General features: G+C 72.4%; 18 protein-coding genes. 12 read left to right on the top strand and 6 right to left on the bottom strand.

Annotation, left to right across the window (positions count from 1 at the left end; translation table 11 throughout):
- Positions 1-3: 3 nt before the first annotated feature.
- The 5 genes from GA0074704_RS26125 (at position 4) to GA0074704_RS26105 (ending at position 4,620) form a co-directional block, all read left to right on the top strand.
- Entirely contained in the window at positions 4-933 is a 930-nt protein-coding gene (locus GA0074704_RS26125; protein ID WP_088972932.1) for a F0F1 ATP synthase subunit gamma, read from the top strand.
- Positions 933-2,372 carry a F0F1 ATP synthase subunit beta gene (gene atpD, locus GA0074704_RS26120; protein ID WP_088972931.1) on the top strand — a complete coding sequence of 480 codons (1,440 nt, stop codon included), beginning with the start codon at positions 933-935 and terminating at the stop codon, positions 2,370-2,372. The genes GA0074704_RS26125 and atpD overlap by 1 nt, the downstream gene beginning before the upstream one ends.
- 228 nt (positions 2,373-2,600) lie before the next feature.
- The gene (locus GA0074704_RS26115; RefSeq protein ID WP_088972930.1) at positions 2,601-3,743 is read left to right on the top strand and encodes an LCP family protein; all 1,143 of its coding nucleotides are present in this window, start codon (positions 2,601-2,603) and stop codon (positions 3,741-3,743) included.
- A 124-nt stretch (positions 3,744-3,867) separates the two neighbouring features.
- Positions 3,868-4,152 carry a F0F1 ATP synthase subunit epsilon gene (locus GA0074704_RS26110; protein WP_088972929.1) on the top strand — a complete coding sequence of 95 codons (285 nt, stop codon included), beginning with the start codon at positions 3,868-3,870 and terminating at the stop codon, positions 4,150-4,152.
- 12 nt (positions 4,153-4,164) lie between these two features.
- The gene (locus GA0074704_RS26105) at positions 4,165-4,620 is read left to right on the top strand and encodes a DUF2550 domain-containing protein (protein WP_088972928.1); all 456 of its coding nucleotides are present in this window, start codon (positions 4,165-4,167) and stop codon (positions 4,618-4,620) included.
- Positions 4,621-4,645: 25 nt separating this feature from the next.
- On the opposite strand, the gene GA0074704_RS26100 is transcribed toward GA0074704_RS26105, so the two are convergent.
- The gene (locus GA0074704_RS26100) at positions 4,646-5,233 is read right to left on the bottom strand and encodes a class I SAM-dependent methyltransferase (protein ID WP_088972927.1); all 588 of its coding nucleotides are present in this window, start codon (positions 5,231-5,233) and stop codon (positions 4,646-4,648) included.
- 130 nt (positions 5,234-5,363) lie between these two features.
- Here GA0074704_RS26100 and GA0074704_RS26095 point away from each other — a divergent pair, with 130 nt between their 5' ends.
- The 3 genes from GA0074704_RS26095 (at position 5,364) to GA0074704_RS26085 (ending at position 8,081) form a co-directional block, all read left to right on the top strand.
- Positions 5,364-6,548 carry a sensor histidine kinase gene (locus tag GA0074704_RS26095; protein ID WP_088972926.1) on the top strand — a complete coding sequence of 395 codons (1,185 nt, stop codon included), beginning with the start codon at positions 5,364-5,366 and terminating at the stop codon, positions 6,546-6,548.
- Complete coding sequence (locus tag GA0074704_RS26090; RefSeq protein ID WP_088973992.1) at positions 6,545-7,240, top strand: response regulator; 696 nt, start codon at positions 6,545-6,547, stop codon at positions 7,238-7,240. The genes GA0074704_RS26095 and GA0074704_RS26090 overlap by 4 nt, the downstream gene beginning before the upstream one ends.
- A 115-nt stretch (positions 7,241-7,355) precedes the next feature.
- The gene (locus tag GA0074704_RS26085; RefSeq protein WP_088972925.1) at positions 7,356-8,081 is read left to right on the top strand and encodes a DedA family protein; all 726 of its coding nucleotides are present in this window, start codon (positions 7,356-7,358) and stop codon (positions 8,079-8,081) included.
- 172 nt (positions 8,082-8,253) lie between these two features.
- On the opposite strand, the gene GA0074704_RS26075 is transcribed toward GA0074704_RS26085, so the two are convergent.
- Entirely contained in the window at positions 8,254-8,826 is a 573-nt protein-coding gene (locus tag GA0074704_RS26075; RefSeq protein WP_088972924.1) for a cob(I)yrinic acid a,c-diamide adenosyltransferase, read from the bottom strand.
- On the opposite strand from GA0074704_RS26075, the gene murA reads away from it, so the two are divergent.
- Positions 8,825-10,267 (top strand): UDP-N-acetylglucosamine 1-carboxyvinyltransferase, encoded by a 1,443-nt coding sequence (gene murA, locus GA0074704_RS26070; RefSeq protein WP_088972923.1) that lies wholly within the window; start codon positions 8,825-8,827, stop codon positions 10,265-10,267. The genes GA0074704_RS26075 and murA overlap by 2 nt on opposite strands.
- Positions 10,268-10,379: 112 nt before the next feature.
- A complete protein-coding gene (locus GA0074704_RS26065) occupies positions 10,380-11,228 on the top strand; it encodes a 3-hydroxyacyl-CoA dehydrogenase family protein (RefSeq protein WP_088972922.1) in 849 nt (282 codons plus the stop codon).
- 37 nt (positions 11,229-11,265) lie between these two features.
- On the opposite strand, the gene GA0074704_RS26060 is transcribed toward GA0074704_RS26065, so the two are convergent.
- Genes GA0074704_RS26060 through GA0074704_RS26050 form a run of 3 tightly spaced genes read right to left on the bottom strand, consistent with a single transcriptional unit; the run spans position 11,266 to position 13,803 of the window.
- Complete coding sequence (locus GA0074704_RS26060) at positions 11,266-12,075, bottom strand: alpha/beta hydrolase (RefSeq protein WP_088972921.1); 810 nt, start codon at positions 12,073-12,075, stop codon at positions 11,266-11,268.
- Positions 12,076-12,109: 34 nt separating this feature from the next.
- Positions 12,110-12,958: an ABC transporter permease gene (locus GA0074704_RS26055; protein WP_088972920.1), complete on the bottom strand. Its 849-nt coding sequence runs from the start codon at positions 12,956-12,958 to the stop codon at positions 12,110-12,112.
- The gene (locus GA0074704_RS26050; RefSeq protein WP_088972919.1) at positions 12,958-13,803 is read right to left on the bottom strand and encodes an ABC transporter ATP-binding protein; all 846 of its coding nucleotides are present in this window, start codon (positions 13,801-13,803) and stop codon (positions 12,958-12,960) included. The genes GA0074704_RS26055 and GA0074704_RS26050 overlap by 1 nt, the downstream gene beginning before the upstream one ends.
- Positions 13,804-13,954: 151 nt before the next feature.
- Between GA0074704_RS26050 and GA0074704_RS26045 the strand changes: the two genes are divergently transcribed.
- Positions 13,955-15,961 carry a protein meaA gene (locus GA0074704_RS26045; RefSeq protein ID WP_088972918.1) on the top strand — a complete coding sequence of 669 codons (2,007 nt, stop codon included), beginning with the start codon at positions 13,955-13,957 and terminating at the stop codon, positions 15,959-15,961.
- A gap of 112 nt (positions 15,962-16,073) precedes the next feature.
- Here GA0074704_RS26045 and GA0074704_RS26040 read toward each other — a convergent pair whose 3' ends face one another.
- Entirely contained in the window at positions 16,074-16,370 is a 297-nt protein-coding gene (locus GA0074704_RS26040) for a DUF1540 domain-containing protein (RefSeq protein ID WP_088972917.1), read from the bottom strand.
- Positions 16,371-17,255: 885 nt separating this feature from the next.
- Here GA0074704_RS26040 and GA0074704_RS26035 point away from each other — a divergent pair.
- Positions 17,256-17,837 (top strand): hypothetical protein, encoded by a 582-nt coding sequence (locus GA0074704_RS26035; RefSeq protein ID WP_088972916.1) that lies wholly within the window; start codon positions 17,256-17,258, stop codon positions 17,835-17,837.
- Positions 17,838-17,889 lie beyond the last annotated feature (52 nt).

Here is a 17,889-nt window from a genome sequence, read left to right as displayed (position 1 = left end):
TCCATGGCGGCCCAGGTACGCGTTCTTCGCCAGCGGATCCGTTCCGCCAAGGGGATGAAGAAGATCACCAAGGCGATGGAGCTCGTGGCGACGAGCCGGATCGCCAAGGCCCAGGCCCGGGTGGAGGCGTCCCTGCCGTACGCCCAGGCCATCACCGGCGTGCTCACCGCGCTGGCCTCCAACGCGCGGATCGACCACCCGCTGCTCACCCCGCGCGAGCGGGTGCGGCGGGCGGGCGTCCTGCTGGTCACGGCCGACCGTGGCCTGGCCGGCGGGTACAGCTCGAACGCGATCCGGATGGCGGAGTCGCTGGTCGCCCGGCTCAAGGCCGACGGCAAGGAGCCCGTGCTCTACGTCATCGGTCGCAAGGGTGTCAGCTTCTACCGGTTCCGGGACCGGCCGATCGAGGCCAACTGGACGGGCTTCTCGGAGCAGCCGACCTTCGACGCCGCCCGCGAGGTGGGTGAGACGCTGATCAAGGCGTTCACCGCCGGTGCGGACGACGCGGACGGTCACTCCGGGGCGGACGGGGTGCTCGGGATCGACGAGTTGCACATCGTCTACACCGAGTTCCACTCCCTGATGACCCAGACGCCGGTCACGAAGATCATCGGCCCGATGCAGGTCGAGGACCGTCCGCGGTCCGAGGGCCTGCTGCCGGCGTACGAGTTCGAGCCGGAGGCGGAGGCGCTGCTCGACGCGCTGCTGCCGCGGTACATCAACACGCGGATCTACGCGGCTCTGTTGGAGTCGGCGGCCAGCGAGTCGGCCGCCCGGCGGCGGGCGATGAAGAGCGCCACCGACAACGCCGAAGAGATGATCGAGAAGTACACGCGTGAGATGAACTCGGCCCGTCAGGCCAATATCACCCAGGAGATCAGCGAGATCGTCGGCGGCGCGAACGCGCTGGCCGCGTCGGGAAGTGAAGTGTGATGACTGCCCCAGTAGAGACCAAGACGGCCACGGGTCGCGTGGTCCGGGTCATCGGCCCGGTCGTCGACGCCGAGTTCCCGCGTGACGCCATGCCGGCCCTGTTCAACGCGCTCAACGTGGACGTGAACCTGTCCGGCGGCGAGAAGATGCTGACCCTCGAGGTCGCCCAGCACCTGGGTGACAACATGGTCCGCGCCATCTCGATGCAGCCGACCGACGGCCTGGTCCGCGGCGCCGAGGTGCGCGACTCCGGCGCGCCGATCAGCGTGCCGGTGGGCGACGCGGTCAAGGGCCACGTCTTCAACGCCATCGGCGAGTGCCTCAACCTCGCCGAGGGCGAGACCATCCAGGCCGACGACCGGTGGGGCATCCACCGCAAGGCCCCGGCCTTCGCGGACCTGGAGCCGAAGACCGAGATGCTGGAGACCGGCATCAAGGTCATCGACCTGCTCGCCCCGTACGTCAAGGGCGGCAAGATCGGCCTGTTCGGTGGCGCGGGCGTGGGCAAGACGGTGCTCATCCAGGAGATGATCACCCGTGTCGCCCGGAACTTCGGTGGTACCTCGGTCTTCGCCGGCGTGGGTGAGCGCACCCGTGAGGGCAACGACCTCATCGCCGAGATGACCGAGTCCGGCGTCATCGACAAGACCGCGCTGGTCTACGGCCAGATGGACGAGCCGCCGGGCACCCGGCTGCGGGTGGCGCTGTCGGCGCTGACCATGGCCGAGTACTTCCGGGACGTGAAGAAGCAGGAGGTGCTGCTCTTCATCGACAACATCTTCCGCTTCACCCAGGCCGGTTCCGAGGTCTCCACGCTGCTCGGCCGGATGCCGAGCGCCGTGGGTTACCAGCCGACCCTGGCCGACGAGATGGGCGAGCTCCAGGAGCGGATCACCTCCGTCCGGGGCCAGGCCATCACCTCGATGCAGGCGATCTACGTGCCCGCCGACGACTACACCGACCCGGCGCCGGCCACCACGTTCGCCCACCTCGACGCGACCACCAACCTGGAGCGGTCGATCTCCGACAAGGGCATCTACCCGGCGGTCGACCCGCTGGCGTCCTCGTCGCGGATCCTCGCGCCGGAGTTCGTCGGCGAGGAGCACTTCGCGGTGGCGACCGAGGTGAAGCGGATCCTGCAGAAGTACAAGGACCTGCAGGACATCATCGCCATCCTCGGTATCGAGGAGCTCTCCGAGGAGGACAAGCTCACCGTCGGCCGCGCCCGCCGGATCGAGCGGTTCCTCTCGCAGAACACCTACGCCGCCGAGCAGTTCACCGGCGTGCCGGGGTCGACGGTGCCGATCGCGGAGACCATCGACGCGTTCCGGCGGATCGCCGAGGGCGAGTTCGACCACTTCCCCGAGCAGGCGTTCTTCATGTGCGGCGGTCTCGAGGACCTCCAGGCCAAGGCCAAGGAGCTGATGGCTGAGGGCTGATAACTCCCTCACAGCGAAAAAGGGCCACCCCGGTCGATACCGGGGTGGCCCTTCGCGTTGCCGGGACCGTTCGCGTCGGATGTCGGAATTCGCGAGCCGCTTGCCGTACGCGCGTCCGGGGTACCGTTCGAGCCACGCTCACGTTGAGCGCGGAACCTGCAACCATTCGGCACCCTGCGCCCGTCCTGATTCATGGGCGTGACGAAGTTCGTGGCGTGACGACGGGAGATGCGCGTGAACCAGGCCGGGAAGGACCGCCGGGGGCGGTCGCGTTGGGCGGGGGTGCCCCGCTGGGCCCGGCTGTGCACGATCTTCGGCACCGTGCTGGTGGTGCTCAGCGGGGCGGTACTCGTCGGGTACGAGGCCCTGCTGGCCCGCTACGAGGGCTCGGTGGGCAAGGGTGACCTCTTCGGCGACCAGGCGGCCGGTGCCAAGGAGAAGCGCAGTGACATCTCCGGGCCGCTGAACATCCTGCTGGTCGGCATCGACCCGCGGAACGCCAAGCAGCGGCCGCTCGCCGACTCGATCATGATCCTGCACGTGCCGGCGGGCATGGACAAGGCGTACCTCTTCTCGGTGCCCCGCGACCTGTACGTCGACATCCCCGCGTTCCCGAAGGCGGAGTACGCCGGCGGCAAGGGCAAGCTGAACGGCGCCATGTCGCACGGCAGCAACGTGCCCGGCGGTGACCCGGACGCGGCCCGCGGCTTCGAGCTGCTGGCGAAGACCGTGCAGCAGGCGACCGGCATCGAGCGCTTCGACGCCGGCGCGATCATCAACTTCAGCGGCTTCACCAAGATCGTCGACGCGATGGGCGGCGTCGACATGTACATCGAACGTGACGTCCGTTCCGAGCACCGCAAGCCGGACGGCACGCTGCGCGAGGGCAACCCCAACGGGTACGGCTACATCGGCCCGCAGGCCGAGTACAAGAAGGGCAACGCCCACCTCGACGGCTGGCAGGCGCTGGACTACGTCCGGCAGCGCTACCCGCGCAACGGTGTGCCGGACGCGGACTACGGGCGGCAGCGGCACCAGCAGCAGTTCATCAAGGCGATGGTCGACCAGGCGTTCAGCGCCGACGTGGTGACCAACCCGGTGAAGCTGGACCGGGTGGTCCGGGCTGCCGGCCAGTCGCTGATCTTCAACGGTCGCGGGAACAGCGTGGTCGACTACGCCCTCGCGCTCAAGGGCCTGCGGTCCAGCGCGATCGAGACGATCAAGCTGCCGGGCGGGCCGGTGAACAGCGGCTCCCGCTATCTCGGCGAGGAGTTCCAGCCGGCCGCGAAGGACTTCTTCACCGCCCTGAAGGACGAGCGGTTGGACGCCTTCCTGCTGGAACACCCCGAGTTCCGGCAGACCACGAAGTAGCGTCAGCGCCAACGGTTCACGGGTCGTGCCGTGACCCGTGGCGCACCTCTCGCCACCCGCGTTGGGTGCCCCGGGGCGGCGCGACTAGAATTTCGGAAATCCGCCGCCGCAGCAAGGAGACAGCGTGGCACAGCAGCTTCACGTCGAGCTCGTAGCCGTCGAGGAGAAGGTCTGGTCGGGTGAGGCCGAGATGGTCGTCGCCCGGACGACCGAGGGTGAGCTGGGTGTGCTGCCGGGGCACGCGCCCCTGCTCGGCCAGCTCGCGGAGCCGAGCCAGGTCCGCATCAAGCAGGCCGGCGGCCAGCAGGTCGCCTACGACGTCGCCGGCGGTTTCCTCTCGGTGACCGGCGAGGGCGTCACGGTGCTCGCCGAGAGCGCCACGCCGGCCAGCTCCGCGCAGAACCGCTGAGCCCACCCTCCGATGGAGATCGTGGAAGGGGTCGGAATCGGCATCGCGGTGGTCCTCGCCGCGCTCCTGGTCCTCTTCCTCCGCCGTGCCCTGGTCACCCGTAGCGGGGGCATCATCCGCCTCAGCGTGCGGGTGACCTCGGTGCTCGACGGCCGGGGCTGGTCGCCCGGCTTCGGCCGGTTCGCCGGTGACGAGCTCCGGTGGTACCGGATGTTCAGCTTCGCCATCCGGCCCAAGCGGGTGCTCTCCCGCAAGGAGCTGGTGGTCGAGCGGCGGCGCCTCCCGGAGGGGCAGGAGCGTCTCTCCATGCCCGCGGACTGGGTGATCCTCCGCTGTACCAGCCGACACGCCCCGGTGGAGATCGCCATGGCCCGTTCCACGGTCACCGGATTCCTCTCCTGGCTCGAGGCCGCCCCGCCCGGGGCGGCCTCGCCGCGTCTGGCCTCCCAGGACTGGCCCGCCGCCTGACGGCCGCCGGCCCGACCCGGCCGGCTCAGCGCAGCGGACGGCGGCAGTGGTACACCAGCGCCGGTGGCAGGTTCGCCCACACCGTACGGCCGGTGGTCACCTCGTCGAACGTCTCGTCGAGCAGGCGCCGGAACCGTCGCGCCGGTGGGGTCCAGCGGGCGTGCAGGTAGGCGAACGTGGTGAACGCGCCCCCCTCGCCCACCGCGTCGGCCACCGCGCCGAGCACCCGGCGCTGCCGGTCGGCGCCGAACGCCGCCCAGGGCAGCCCGCTGATCACCACGTCGGCCCGGGCGTGCCCCCGGTCGGCCAGCAGATCACCCAGGGTCGCCGCGTCGGCGAGCAGCACCTCCACGTCCGGGTAGCGCCGCGCCACCCGGGCCGCGAAGCGGGGATTGATCTCCAGCGCCAGATGGTGCCCGCGGCCGGCCAGCCGCCGCTGCACGGCGCCGGTGAAGACGCCCGTGCCCGGGCCCAGTTCCACCACCACCGGCTCACCGGTACGCGGCACCGCCGCCGTGATGTCGGCGGCCAGCCCCGCCCCGCTGGGCGCCACCGCCCCGACGGTGCGCGGATGGCGGGCGAACTGCTTGAGGAACGTCGAGGAGTCGGTCACGCCGATCCACGCTAGGGACGTCGTCCCCGGCGCCGGGTCACTCCCGCGGCCCGTCGACCGGCCACCCGGAGGAGGCCGGCCGGCCGGTGGGAGGACCGGTGGGGGAGGTGGGTTCCGTAGGGTTGGCCGGGTGAGGGGACTCCGCGGCTGGTGGCCTGAGCTGCTGCTCGGACTGGTCGCGGCCCTGCTGGGTCTGGCGTCGGGGGTGAACAGCGTGCTCGGCGCCGAGAGCGTCGGCTGGCACGCCGCGCTCGCCGTCGCCGCCGGGCTGGCCCTGGTGGGCGTACGCCGGTGGCCCTGGGTGGTGCTGGTGCTGGAGAGCCTGCTCATGCTGGCCGCCGTCGAGGTGGCGCCCTTCGGCACCGGCACCCCCGTGCTGTGCGGGGCGGTCGCGTTGGGCTTCGTGGCGTACCGGACCGGCTGGTCGTCCACCGGCGCGGCGTTCGCGTTCTACCTCGCTGCCGTGATCGCCACGGTGCTCCGCTCCGCCGCCGCCCCCGGCGTGCTCACCGGCGGGGCCGGGGTGCTCCGGCTGGCGACGCTGGTCGCGGCGACGGCGGCGCCGGTCGCCTTCGGCCGTTACCTGGGCGGGCTGCGCCACGCCGCCGCGGTGGCGGAGGAGCGGGCCCGGGAGGCGGAGGCGCGGCAGGAGATGCAGACCCGCTCCGCCCGGCTCGCCGAGCGGGCCAGCATCGCCCGGGACCTGCACGACATCGTCGCGCACCACGTCGCGGCGATCGCCCTCCAGGCCGGGGCGTCGCAGTACGCGATCCGCCAGACCGGCCGGGTGGACGACGCGGTGACCGCCTTCGGCGAGCTGCGCACCACGGCCGGCCGGGTGCTGGACGAGCTCCGTGAGCTGCTGGAGGTGCTGCGTGATCCGGAGGCGGTCGAGGGCGGTGCGCCGATGGTGGAGCCCGAGCAGATCATCACCGAGGCGCAACGCCTGGTCCGGGCGGCGGGGCTGAGCGTGCAGGTGACGGTGGACCACCGGGCCGCGACGACCCCGCTGGTGGTGCGGACCACGGCCGCGCGGGTGATCCAGGAGGGGTTGACCAACAGCCTGAAGCACGCCGGTCCCGGTGCGATCGCCACGGCCGTCGTCCGGTTGGAACCGCCCGGGCTGCTGGTGGAGGTGCTCGACAGCGGACCGGCGGGGCCCCGGCCGGAGGCGGCGCTGCCCTCGTCCGGGCACGGGCTGACCGGCATGCGCGAGCGGGTCGGGCTGCTGGGTGGCACGCTGACCGCGGGGCCCACCGCCGCGGGCGGTTGGCGGCTGCGGGCCCGGCTGCCGGTACGGGAGGTGGTGTGGTGATCCGGGTGCTGGTGGTGGACGACCAGGCGCTGGTCCGCGCGGGCGTGGGCCTGCTGCTGCGCACGGCCGGCGACTTCGAGGTGGTCGGCGAGGCGGGGGACGGTCTGGACGCCGTACGGCTCAGCGAGCGGCTGCGACCGGACGTCGTCCTGATGGACCTGCGGATGCCCCGGCTCGACGGCATCGAGGCGACCCGCCGGATCTGCGCCCGGCAGCCCGGGGTCCGGGTGCTGGTGCTGACCACCTTCGCCGAGGACACCGACGTCTACGGCGCGTTGGGGGCCGGGGCGATCGGCTACCTGGTGAAGGACGGTCCCCCGGAGGACCTGATCGACGCGGTCCGCCGGGCGGCGCGGGGCGAGGCGCTGGTGTCGCCCCGGGTGCTCGCGCGGATCGTGCAGCGGGCGATCGGCGCGCACGACCGGGAGGCGCGACCGGGCAGGGGCACCCCGCAGCCGGGCCTGCGCCTGCTCAGTTCCCGGGAGCGGGAGGTGCTGGCCCTGGTCGGCGCCGGGCTGTCCAACGGGGAGATCGGCGCCCGGCTGCACCTGGGGGTGACCACGGTGAAGACCCACGTCTCGGCGGCCATGGAGAAGCTGGAGCTGCGCAACCGGGTGCAGGCGGCCGTGGTGGCGCACCGGCTGGGCCTGGTCGACGACGACTTCGAGCCGGTACCCGACCCCGGCCGCTGAGCACTGGACCCGGATCCCGGGCCGGGCCTCCCTAGGGAGACGGGCGGCCACCCGGAGGAGCGGGGCCGCCCGGCGGGAGGACGGCGGGCGGCTCCTTTCGCAGCAGGCTTGCGGGGTGACCTTCTCCGATGCCCTGCTCGACCGGCTCGGCGCGCTGCCGCCCGGCCAGGTGCTGCTGCTCGCGGCGGCCCTGCTTGCCGCCGAGGTCGGCCTGCTGGCCGGGGTGGCGGTGCCGGCGGCGAGCACGATGCTCACCGTCGGGCTGCTGGCCCGGGCCGGGACCCTGGATCTGGGCGCCGCCCTGGCGGTGACCACGCTGGCCGCGTTCGCCGGGGACCAGCTCGGCTACTGGGAGGGCCGGCTGCTCGGGGCGCGGCTGCGTGACAGTCGGATCGGCCGATGGATCGGCCCCGCCCGATGGGGTCGGGCCGAGTCCCTGATCGCGCGTCGGGGCGGAGCGGCGGTGCTGGTCGGGCGGTGGACCGCCTTCGCCCGGACGCTGGTGCCCCGGGTGGCCGGGATGGCCGGCCTGCCGTATCGGCGCTTCGTGGCGTTCGACGCGCCGGCGGTGGCGGTCTGGGTGCCGGGAACCGTGCTGATCGGCTGGGCGGCCGGCGGGGTGCCGACCGGGCTCCCGATGGGTGCCGGCGTGGTGCTGGCCGCCGGGGTGGCGGTCATCGTGGGGGCCCGTCGGGTGCGGGCCCGGCGCCGGCCCGCCGGACGGCCCTGCCGGGGGCCGGTACGACGGGGCCGGTCACCGGTTGGGCCGGTGCCCGGCCCGCGTAGGCCCGGTGCGGGGCGAACCGCGCCGGCCCGTCGGGGCGTGCCGCACCACTGCTGATCCGTCACTCCCCGGCGACCAGTTCCACCTCGTACCCCTGCCCGTCGGCCAGGTAGCCGGCGTACGTCCCGGAACGGCGTCCAGCCCAGCTCGCCGAGGAGCCAGCCCCAGCTCAGCTTGGCCGCGTCGAGATCGGGTACCCAGACCTCGACGTGGTGCAACGATCCGCGACTCAGCGCTTGCCGCCCGGGACCCATAGCACATCGCCGGCCGGGTTTGCCGTTCTTGACAGGATGAACAGCAGGTCGGAGAGGCGGTTGAGATACTTGGCCGGAAGGGAGCTGGTGCGATCCGGATCGTGTCCGACCAGTGCCCAGGCCGCCCGTTCGGCGCGCCGGGCGATCGTCCGTGCCACGTGCAGCAGCGCCGCGCCCGCGGTGCCGCCGGGGAGGATGAAGGAGTCGAGCTTGCTCAGGCGCCCGTTGTACTCGTCGCACCAGCCCTCGAGGCGCTCCACGTACTCCTCGGTGACCCGCAGCGGCGGATATTCCGGGTCCGGCTCGACCGGGGTCGCCAGGTCGGCGCCCACGTCGAACAGGTCGTTCTGGATCGACGCCAGCACCGTACGCAGCTCGTCGTCGAGCTGCCCGAGGGCGAGCGCCACGCCGATCGCGGCGTTGCACTCGTCGACATCCGCGTACGCCGCGATCCGGGGATCGGTCTTCGGCACCTGCTCGTTGTTGCTCAGCCTGGTCATGCCGGCGTCGCCGGCCTTGGTGTAGATGCGCGTGAGGTGGACGGCCATGACGCACAGCCTACGGATACCGGATCTGACCATCCCGCCGCGGCCCGACGGCGCCGCGGGCCGGTCGGTGGGAGTGGGGCCCGGCGACGCCGGTGACCCGGCGGTCAACGACGTCGATGTGATCCGGGTCCGGGGCGGCGACCGGCTCGCCGGCACCGTGCACGTGGTGGGTGCGAAGAACTCGGCGTTGAAGCTGATGGCCGCGGCGCTGCTGGCCCCCGGCCGGAACGTGATCACCAACGTCCCCCGGATCACCGACATCGCGATCATGGGTGAGGTGCTGCGCCGGCTCGGCTGCGACGTCCGGTTCGACGCCGACGACCCGGTGGACCCGATGGTCGCCCGGGGCGGGGTGGCCCGCTCCCGCCAGGTCGTCATCGACGTGCCGGAGCAGCCCGGCGCCGAGGCCGACTACGACCTGGTCCGCCGGCTGCGCGCCTCGATCTGCGTGCTCGGGCCGCTGCTGGCCCGCCGTGGTCACGTCCGGGTCGCCCACCCCGGCGGGGACGCGATCGGCTCCCGGGGCCTGGACATGCACATCGCCGGGCTGGCCCGGATGGGTGCGGAGGTCTCCGGCGAGCACGGCTTCGTCATCGCCGAGGCGCCGGACGGGCTGCACGGCGCGGAGATCCTGCTGGACTTCCCCAGCGTGGGCGCCACCGAGAACCTGGTGATGGCGGCGGTGCTGGCCCGGGGCGAGACGGTGATCGACAACGCCGCCCGGGAGCCGGAGATCGTGGACATCTGCATGATGCTGCGGGGGATGGGCGCCCGGATCTCCGGCGCGGGCAGCTCCACGCTGCGCATCGTCGGCGTACCGGAGCTGCGGCCGGTGCGGCACGCCACGGTGGGGGACCGGATCGTCGCCGGGACGTGGGCGTTCGCCGCCGCGATGACCCGCGGCGACGTCACCGTGACCGGCGTGGAGCCGGCCTTCCTGGAGGTCGCGCTGGACAAGCTGGTCGCGGCCGGCGGCCTGGTGGAGACCCGCGGCGACGCCTTCCGGGTACGGATGGACGACCGCCCCCGGGCGGTGGACGTGGTGACCCTGCCGTTCCCGGGCTTCGCCACCGACCTGCTGCCGATGGCGATCGGGCTGGCCGCGGTGAGCGACGGCGCGTCGCTGATCACGGAGAACATCTTCGACGGCCGGTTCATGTTCGCCAACGAGATGATGCGGCTGGGCGCGGACATCAAGACCGACGGCCACCACGCCGTCGTACGCGGCCACGAGCAGCTCTCCGGCGCCCCGGTGCGGGCCACCGACATCCGGGCCGGCGCCGGTCTGATCATCGCCGGGCTCTGCGCCGACGGGGTCACCGAGGTCTCCCACGTGCACCACGTCGACCGGGGCTATCCGGACTTCGTGGCGGACCTGCGTGCGCTCGGCGTCGAGGTGGAGCGGGGCACCGTACCCGAGGAGCCGGCCCTGGAGATCTGACCGCGACCGCCGCCACGGCCCGCCGCCCGGGCGCGGGTCGGCCGGCTTAATCTTCGTTCAACCCCGCCGGTTAGGGTGCTGGCAGACACCCAACCAGGCGAGGGAGAAGCAGATGGCGGGTCGACTCGCGGTCATCGGTGCCGGGCTGATGGGCTCGGGCATCGCCCAGGTCGCGGCGCAGGCGGGCTGGCAGGTGACCCTGCGGGACGTGGACGACGCGGCCACGAAGCGGGGCGTCGACGGCATCCGCAAGTCGCTGACGAAGTTCGCCGAGAAGGGGAAGATCGAGGCGTCCGACGTCGAGGCGGCCCTCGGCCGGATCACCCCGACCACCGAGCTGGAGGCGGCGGGCGACGCGGACATCGTGGTCGAGGCGGTCTTCGAGAAGCTCGAGATCAAGCACGAGGTGTTCCGGGCGCTGGACAAGATCTGCAGGTCCGACGCGATCCTCGCCACCAACACCTCGGCCATCCCGGTCACCCAGATCGCCACGGCCACGTCTCGGCCGGAGGCTGTCGTCGGCACCCACTTCTTCTCCCCGGTGCCGATGATGAAGCTCTGTGAGCTGGTCCGCGGCTACAAGACCAGCGACGAGACGCTGACCCGGGCGAAGGACTTCGCCGAGGGGATCGGCAAGACCGTGGTGGTGGTCAACCGGGACATCGCCGGCTTCGTGACCACCCGGCTGATCTGCGCCCTGGCCATGGAGGCGGTCAAGCTGGTCGAGTCCGGCGTGATCTCCGCCGAGGACCTGGACACCGCCTGCAAGCTGGGCTTCGGCCACGCCATGGGCCCGCTGGCCACGGTCGACCTGACCGGGGTGGACGTGCTGCTCAACGCCACGAAGAACATCTACACCGACACCGCGGACGAGAAGTTCTTCCCGCCGGAGCTGCTCCAGCGGATGGCCACCGCCGGTGACCTGGGCCGCAAGACCGGTCAGGGCTTCTACTCGTACTGACGTCCGTCGCCGTCCCCGGCCGGACCGGTCGGGGACGTCACGGCCGGCCGGGCGGGGTGAGCGCGGTGCCGAGCAGGGCGAAGGCCTCCGGGATGACCGTGCCCCAGTAGCCGAAGTTGTGCCGGCCGTCCGACCAGCGGGCCACCCTCGGCGGCTCCGGCAGCGCCGAGGCCAGGGTCCGGACGTCGCGCAGCAGGTTGTCCTGCCGGCCGCACCAGAGCCCCACCGGCGTCCCGCGCAGCTTGTCGACCCCGGCGAAGACCGCGTCGCCCCGGCTCACGGCGGGGGAGAAGGCCGCCACCGCCCGCACCCATCCCGGGTACGTCTCGGCGAGCAGCAACGCGCCGAAGCCCCCCATCGACCAGCCCCAGGCGGCGAGCCGGCTGCTGTCGAAGCCGCGGCGGGCGCACCAGGTGGGAATCTCCTCGCGGACCATCCGCTGCGGGTCGTCCGCCCCGGACGGGCGCCAGAAGAGCCGCCCGCCGGCCGCCCCGGCGAGGACGAACGGCGGGGCGCCCCGGCGTACCGCCTCGGTGAGGAAGCGGGCCAGGCCCAGCCGGCCGTAGTCGCGGGGCGTGGCCGAGGCGCCGTGCAGCACCAGGCAGACCGGCAGGCCGCGGCCGTCGCCGTACCCCTCGGGCACGGCCGTCCAGAAGTCGACCTCGCGGTTGCGGGCGGCGGAGCGGATCCGGATCAGCCGCTCGTCCCCGGCGGGCACGTCCGGAGCGCCGGTGGACTCCGCGGCGTTCGTCCGGATCTCCCGGACGGCCAGCCCGCCCACGACGGCGGCGCCGGCCACGCCGGCGCCGACGGTCAGCAACGTGCGCCGGGTCACGATTCTCGCCATGCGGCGAGTCTGCCATCCGCCCTGGCCCGGTACCTCAGCCGTCGCGCTTGGTGGTCCAGCGGAAGGTGGTGAGGCAGAGGACCAGGCCGATCACGCACCAGAGCGCCAGCACCAGGGCGACCCGGCCCAGCTCGAACGAGCCGCCGGGCTCCTGCGCGCCGAAGCTCTCCGGCAGGAACACCGCCCGCAGGCCCTGGCACATCCACTTCAGCGGGAAGAGCGCCGCGACCTGCTGCATCCAGCTCGGCAGCTCGGTGAAGACGAAGAACACCCCGGAGATGAACTGGAGCACCAGGCTGACCGGGGTGACCACGGCCGAGCCACTGCGCGCGGTGCGGGCCAGCGAGGAGATGGCGATGCCGCACAGGGTGCAGGCGGTGACGCCGAGCACGGACACCCACCCGAAGGTGAGCCACTTCGCGGCGGTGTCGGGCAGCGCCAGGTCGAACAGCGCCACCGCGACGGCCAGCAGCAGGGCGGTCTCGGCGACGCCGATCGCCACCACCATGAGCACCTTGCCGGCGAACCAGACCCACTTCGGCATCGGGGTGCCCCGGTAGCGCTTGAGCACGCCCCGGTCCCGTTCGATCGGGATCCAGATGCCCAGGTTCTGGAAGCTCACCGTCATCAGGCCGGTGGCGATCATGCCGGTGATGAAGTACTGGGTGAACTTCACCCCGCCGCCGATCTCGCCGCTGAAGATCGAGGCGAAGATCAGGATCATGATGATCGGGAAGCCCATCGTGAACACGACGGACTCCCGGCTGCGCAGGAACTGGGTGATCTCCAGCCGGCCCTGCCGCAGGGCGAGGGCGCCCGAGCCGAGCCGTCGGGCACCGGGGGCGGCGGCGACCGGGGCCGTCGACTTCGTCGTGGTCGTCATCAGTGTCCGATCATCCGCAGGTAGACGTCTTCCAGGGTCGGCCGGGTCACCGTGAGGCCGGGGACCTCGCCGCCGAACCGCGCGGCCAGCTCCGCCACCAGCGCCGTCGGCGTCGCGCTCTGCGCGCTCTCCGACGTCCCGTCCGGGGTACGCCAGGAGACCGTGGCCAGGGCCTCCTGCCGGTCGCCCAGCTGGTTCGGCGGGGCCACCTCGACCAGCCGGCCGCCGGCGATCACGCCCACCCGGTCGGCGAGCGCCTCCGCCTCGTCCAGGTAGTGCGTGGTGAGCACGATGGTGGTGCCGGCGGCGGCCAGGTCCCGGATCAGCTCCCAGAACTCGCGGCGGGCCTCCGGGTCGAAGCCGGTGGTCGGCTCGTCGAGGAAGAGCAGCTCGGGGCGGCCGATGATGCCCAACGCCACGTCCAGGCGGCGCTTCTGCCCACCGGAGAGGGTGTGCGTACGGGCCTTCGCCTTGGCGCCCAGCCCGACCCGCTCGACGACCTTGTCCGGGTCGTCGGCGTCGGGATAGAAGCCGGAGAAGTGCCGGACCACCTCGCCGACGGTCAGCTCGTCGAACTCGCCGGTGCCCTGGAGCACGATCCCGACCCGGGAGCGCCAGTCGGCGGCCGGCGAGCCGGGGTCGCTGCCCAGCACCGAGACCTCGCCCGCGTCCCGCCGCCGGTAGCCCTCCAGGATCTCCACCGTGGTGGTCTTGCCGGCGCCGTTCGGGCCGAGCAGCGCGAACACCTCGCCCCGGTGGACGTCGAGGTCGACCCCCGCCACCGCGAGGTTGTCGCCGTACGCCTTGCGCAGTCCCCGTACGGAGATCGCGAGCTGGTCATCCATGCCGTCAAGTGTGCGGCCCGGGGGCCGGGCGGCGCGGCCCGGGGTGTGGTGGTGTCGGCCATATGCCAGCCGCCGCGCCCGGCGGGTCGTGCCATGGACCTGTGTGGTTTTCCACAGCCCGTTTTACTGAACGGTAACTTAGACTCCGGCCATGGACGAGAAGGCACTCCAGGGCCGGCTGCCGGAGCGCGACCGCCCCTGGGTGATGCGCACGTACGCCGGGCACTCCTCCGCCGCGGCCACCAACGCGCTCTTCCGGCGCAACCTGGCCAAGGGACAGACCGGCCTGTCGGTCGCCTTCGACCTGCCCACCCAGACCGGGTACGACCCCGACCACGAACTCGCCACCGGCGAGGTCGGCCGGGTCGGGGTGCCGGTGGCGCACCTGGGGGACATGCGCGCCCTCTTCGACGGCATCCCGCTCGCCGAGGGCAACACGTCCATGACGATCAACGCGCCGGCGATGTGGCTGCTCGGCCTCTACGGCACGGTCGCCGTCGAGCAGGGCGCCGAACTCACCCGCTGCGCCGGCACCACCCAGAACGACATCATCAAGGAGTACCTGTCCCGGGGGACGTACATCTTCCCGCCCGCGGCGTCGCTGCGGCTCACCGCCGACGTCATCGCGTACACGCTGCGCGAGATGCCCCGGTGGAACCCGGTGAACATCTGCTCGTACCACCTCCAGGAGGCCGGCGCGACGCCGGTGCAGGAGGTCGGCTTCGCCCTGGCCACCGCCGTCGCCGTCCTCGACGCGGTACGCGACTCCGGCCAGGTGCCCGCCGAGCGGATGGGCGACGTGGTGCAGCGGATCTCCTTCTTCGTCAACGCCGGCGTGCGCTTCGTCGAGGAGAGCGCCAAGATGCGCGCCTTCGGTGCGCTCTGGGACGAGATCACCCGCGAGCGCTACGGCGTGCAGAACCCGAAGCAACGCCGCTTCCGGTACGGCGTGCAGGTCAACTCGCTCGGCCTGACCGAGGCCCAACCGGAGAACAACATCCAGCGGATCGTGCTGGAGATGCTCGGCGTGACGTTCTCCCGGGACGCCCGGGCCCGCGCCGTGCAGCTGCCCGCCTGGAACGAGGCGCTCGGCCTGCCCCGCCCCTGGGACCAGCAGTGGTCGCTGCGGATGCAGCAGGTCCTGGCGTACGAGTCGGACCTGCTCGAATACCCCGACCTCTTCGAGGGCTCGCGCGTGATGACCGCACTGGTCGACGGGATCGTCACCGGTGCGCGTGCCGAGCTGGAGAAGGTGCTGGAGATGGGCGGCGTGGTGGCCGCCGTGGAGACCGGCTACCTCAAGAGCGCCCTGGTCGCCTCGCTGGCCGAACGACGCCGCCGGATGGAGGCCGGCACCGACGTGGTGGTCGGCGTCAACCGGTTCACCGAGACCGAGCCGTCGCCGCTGACCGCGGCCGGCGCCGAGGCCATCGAGCAGGTCGACCCGGCCGTCGAGGAAGCCGCCGCCACCTCCGTACGCGAATGGCGGGCCGGCCGGGACGACGCGGCGGTCGACGCGGCACTGACCCGGCTCCGCAAGGAGGCCGCGACCACCGCGAACCTGATGGACGCGACGCTCGAGTGCGTGCGGGCCGGGGTCACCACCGGCGAGTGGGCCGGCGCGCTGCGCCAGGTCTTCGGCGAGTACCGGGCCCCCACCGGGCTGACCGGCGCGGCCGGCGCCGGCGGCGACGCTTCGCTCGCGGGGGTCCGCGAGCGGGTCGCCGCCACCGCCCGCGAACTGGGCAGCGGCCGGCTGCGCCTGCTGGTCGGCAAGCCCGGCCTGGACGGCCACTCCAACGGCGCCGAGCAGATCGCGGTACGCGCCCGCGACGCCGGCTTCGAGGTGGTCTACCAGGGCATCCGGCTGACCGCCGGGCAGATCGTGGCCGCCGCCGTGGAGGAGGACGTCGACCTGGTCGGCCTCTCCGTGCTCTCCGGCTCGCACCTGGCCGCCGTGCCGGCGGTGCTGGACGGGCTGCGCGCCGCCGGCCGCCCCGACCTGCCCGTCGTCGTCGGCGGCATCATCCCCACCGCCGACGCCCAGACCCTCCGCGCCGCCGGCGTGGCCCGCGTCTTCACCCCGCGCGACTTCGCCCTCACCGGCATCATCGACGAGCTGGTCACGGTCATCCGCGAGGCCAACGCCCTGACCTGATCCGGGTCCTGGTCCGGCTCGGTCCTGGTTGTGCTTCGGCCGTGGTCCTGGTCCGGCCGGTCCCCGGCCCTGACCCGGCGTGCGGTCGGCCTCGGCGGCGGGCGGGACGGGGTCAGCGGGCGGCGTAGGTCATGCAGTCCGCGCCGTCGTTGTCCGGACCGACCCGGATCGACGGGGCGTGGCACTCCAGTTCCGAGTTGTGCCGGCAGTCCGACCGCTGGCAGGCCCCGACCTGGGCCACCAGGGTCTCGATGCCGCCGCGCACCGGCATGTCGATGAACGTGTGGCAGTGCGCGTGATCGCTGCTGCCGATGGTGATCGCGAAGGCGTGGCAGGCGTTGGTCTGGTTGTAGGCGCAGGAGGTCGCCACGCACTCCTGTACCCGGGGCATCTCCATCGCTGCGGTCACGGCGACCTCCCTCTAGGCTTTTGTCCCGATGTTAGGCATCTGGGAGGTTTCCCCGCCGCCGTTCCGGCATCCCTCACCCCGCTGAGCGATCCACTGCCACCCCGTATACGCGGACCTGCTGGCGCTGGGTGGAACGCCATGGCTGTCTCCGGACGCTTGTGACAACCATGACGTTCCACTCACGGCCACTCGCCGCCGCCTGTCGCCGCCGCCTGTCGCTGCGCGCCTGCCGTCGCCGCCTGCCCTACGGTGTCGCCGGTCGCCGCGGCGCGCCTGCGGACGTTCCTCGACCCGCCTACGGACTTGAGAGCGTGGACGACTCGCCGGGCCGTTCGGTGTCCCGGGCTTCTCGGATGAGTCGTCTGGGCCCTCAAGTCGGTAGCGGCCGGTGGCGTGCACCTGTCGGTGCCTCGGTGCCTCGGTGTCGCGGTGTCTCGGCGTCTCGGTCTCTCGGTGTCCCCGTGCGTTCGGGGCACCTGCGTGCCCTGGTCCGCCGGGCGGCATGGGGGCGGCGGGGTGCTGTGGGGGGTTATGTCCGGTCTCGGCGTGTGACGGGCGGCATCCGGGCGGTGGAATGGCGGCCGGGCCGGGGTCGTTACACCCTCTGGACGACCGCAGCAGGACCCCCGCTGCCAGCCCCGATCCCGAAGAGCCGGTGCCTGGCCCCGGAATGATCCCGGGTCGGGGGTCGTTACACATGGTCCGCCGCCATCACGAGCCCTCGCGCTTCGGGGATGGCCGGCAGGAGATCGGTCGCGACGAGCCCACGGGTCCGCGGCCGTGCGAGACACCAAAGACTTTCCCCCTTGTCTGAGCGCCTGACGTGGTGCTTGCCCGTCACCCGACCCCCATCGGGTGGCGTGCCGACCCCCGAGGAGCTTCGTCATGAACAAGATGCTGACCAAGAGTGTGCTGGGTATTGCTGGTCTTGCTTTCACCGGTGGTGTGTTCGCCGGTCCGGTCGCCGCTCACGCGGCTGAGCCGGTGCACGGCAACGCGGTGGCGGTGCAGGCCGACAAGCCGGACGCCGGCAAGCTGATTCCGCACGGCGTGCAGGGCACCCAGTCGCACATCGATCTGAACGACGAGCAGACCGGCAATGTGAAGGCGATCATCGCCGCGACGAAGAAGGCCGGTCTCCCGGAGCGGGCCGCCGTGGTCTCGATCGCCACCAGCCTGCAGGAGTCGAAGTTGGAGAACCTGGGCCACCTGGGCGACCGCAACGACCACGACTCGCTGGGCCTGTTCCAGCAGCGCCCGAGCTCGGGTTGGGGAACGCCTGAGCAGATCACCGACCCCGAGTACTCCACCCTGGCGTTCCTGAAGGGTCTGAAGCAGGTCGACGGGTGGCAGGACATGCCGCTGACCGACGCCGCGCAGACCGTGCAGGTGTCGGCCTACCCGGATGCGTACGCGCAGTGGGAGCAGCAGGCCGCCGACCTGGTCGCCCAGCACTGGAACAACTGACCCGAAGACCTGAACGACACGCTGGCCGGCACCCTGACGGGTGCCGGCCAGC

Origin of the sequence: Micromonospora siamensis (assembly GCF_900090305.1) — a bacterium.
Lineage (GTDB): Bacteria > Actinomycetota > Actinomycetes > Mycobacteriales > Micromonosporaceae > Micromonospora > Micromonospora siamensis.
Note: the sequence above shows the minus strand (reverse complement) of the source record. Positions and strands in the feature narration are given on the sequence as shown.

Coding starts and splice junctions, on each gene's coding strand:
- GA0074704_RS26125 (WP_088972932.1), top strand. CDS start 4: ATGGCGGCCCAGGTACGCGTTCTTCGCCAGCGGATCCGTTCCGCCAAG.
- atpD (WP_088972931.1), top strand. CDS start 933: ATGACTGCCCCAGTAGAGACCAAGACGGCCACGGGTCGCGTGGTCCGG.
- GA0074704_RS26115 (WP_088972930.1), top strand. CDS start 2,601: ATGCGCGTGAACCAGGCCGGGAAGGACCGCCGGGGGCGGTCGCGTTGG.
- GA0074704_RS26105 (WP_088972928.1), top strand. CDS start 4,165: ATGGAGATCGTGGAAGGGGTCGGAATCGGCATCGCGGTGGTCCTCGCC.
- murA (WP_088972923.1), top strand. CDS start 8,825: ATGACGCACAGCCTACGGATACCGGATCTGACCATCCCGCCGCGGCCC.
- GA0074704_RS26075 (WP_088972924.1), bottom strand. CDS start 8,826: ATGGCCGTCCACCTCACGCGCATCTACACCAAGGCCGGCGACGCCGGC.
- GA0074704_RS26065 (WP_088972922.1), top strand. CDS start 10,380: ATGGCGGGTCGACTCGCGGTCATCGGTGCCGGGCTGATGGGCTCGGGC.
- GA0074704_RS26060 (WP_088972921.1), bottom strand. CDS start 12,075: ATGGCGAGAATCGTGACCCGGCGCACGTTGCTGACCGTCGGCGCCGGC.
- GA0074704_RS26055 (WP_088972920.1), bottom strand. CDS start 12,958: ATGACGACCACGACGAAGTCGACGGCCCCGGTCGCCGCCGCCCCCGGT.
- GA0074704_RS26050 (WP_088972919.1), bottom strand. CDS start 13,803: ATGGATGACCAGCTCGCGATCTCCGTACGGGGACTGCGCAAGGCGTAC.
- GA0074704_RS26045 (WP_088972918.1), top strand. CDS start 13,955: ATGGACGAGAAGGCACTCCAGGGCCGGCTGCCGGAGCGCGACCGCCCC.
- GA0074704_RS26035 (WP_088972916.1), top strand. CDS start 17,256: ATGAACAAGATGCTGACCAAGAGTGTGCTGGGTATTGCTGGTCTTGCT.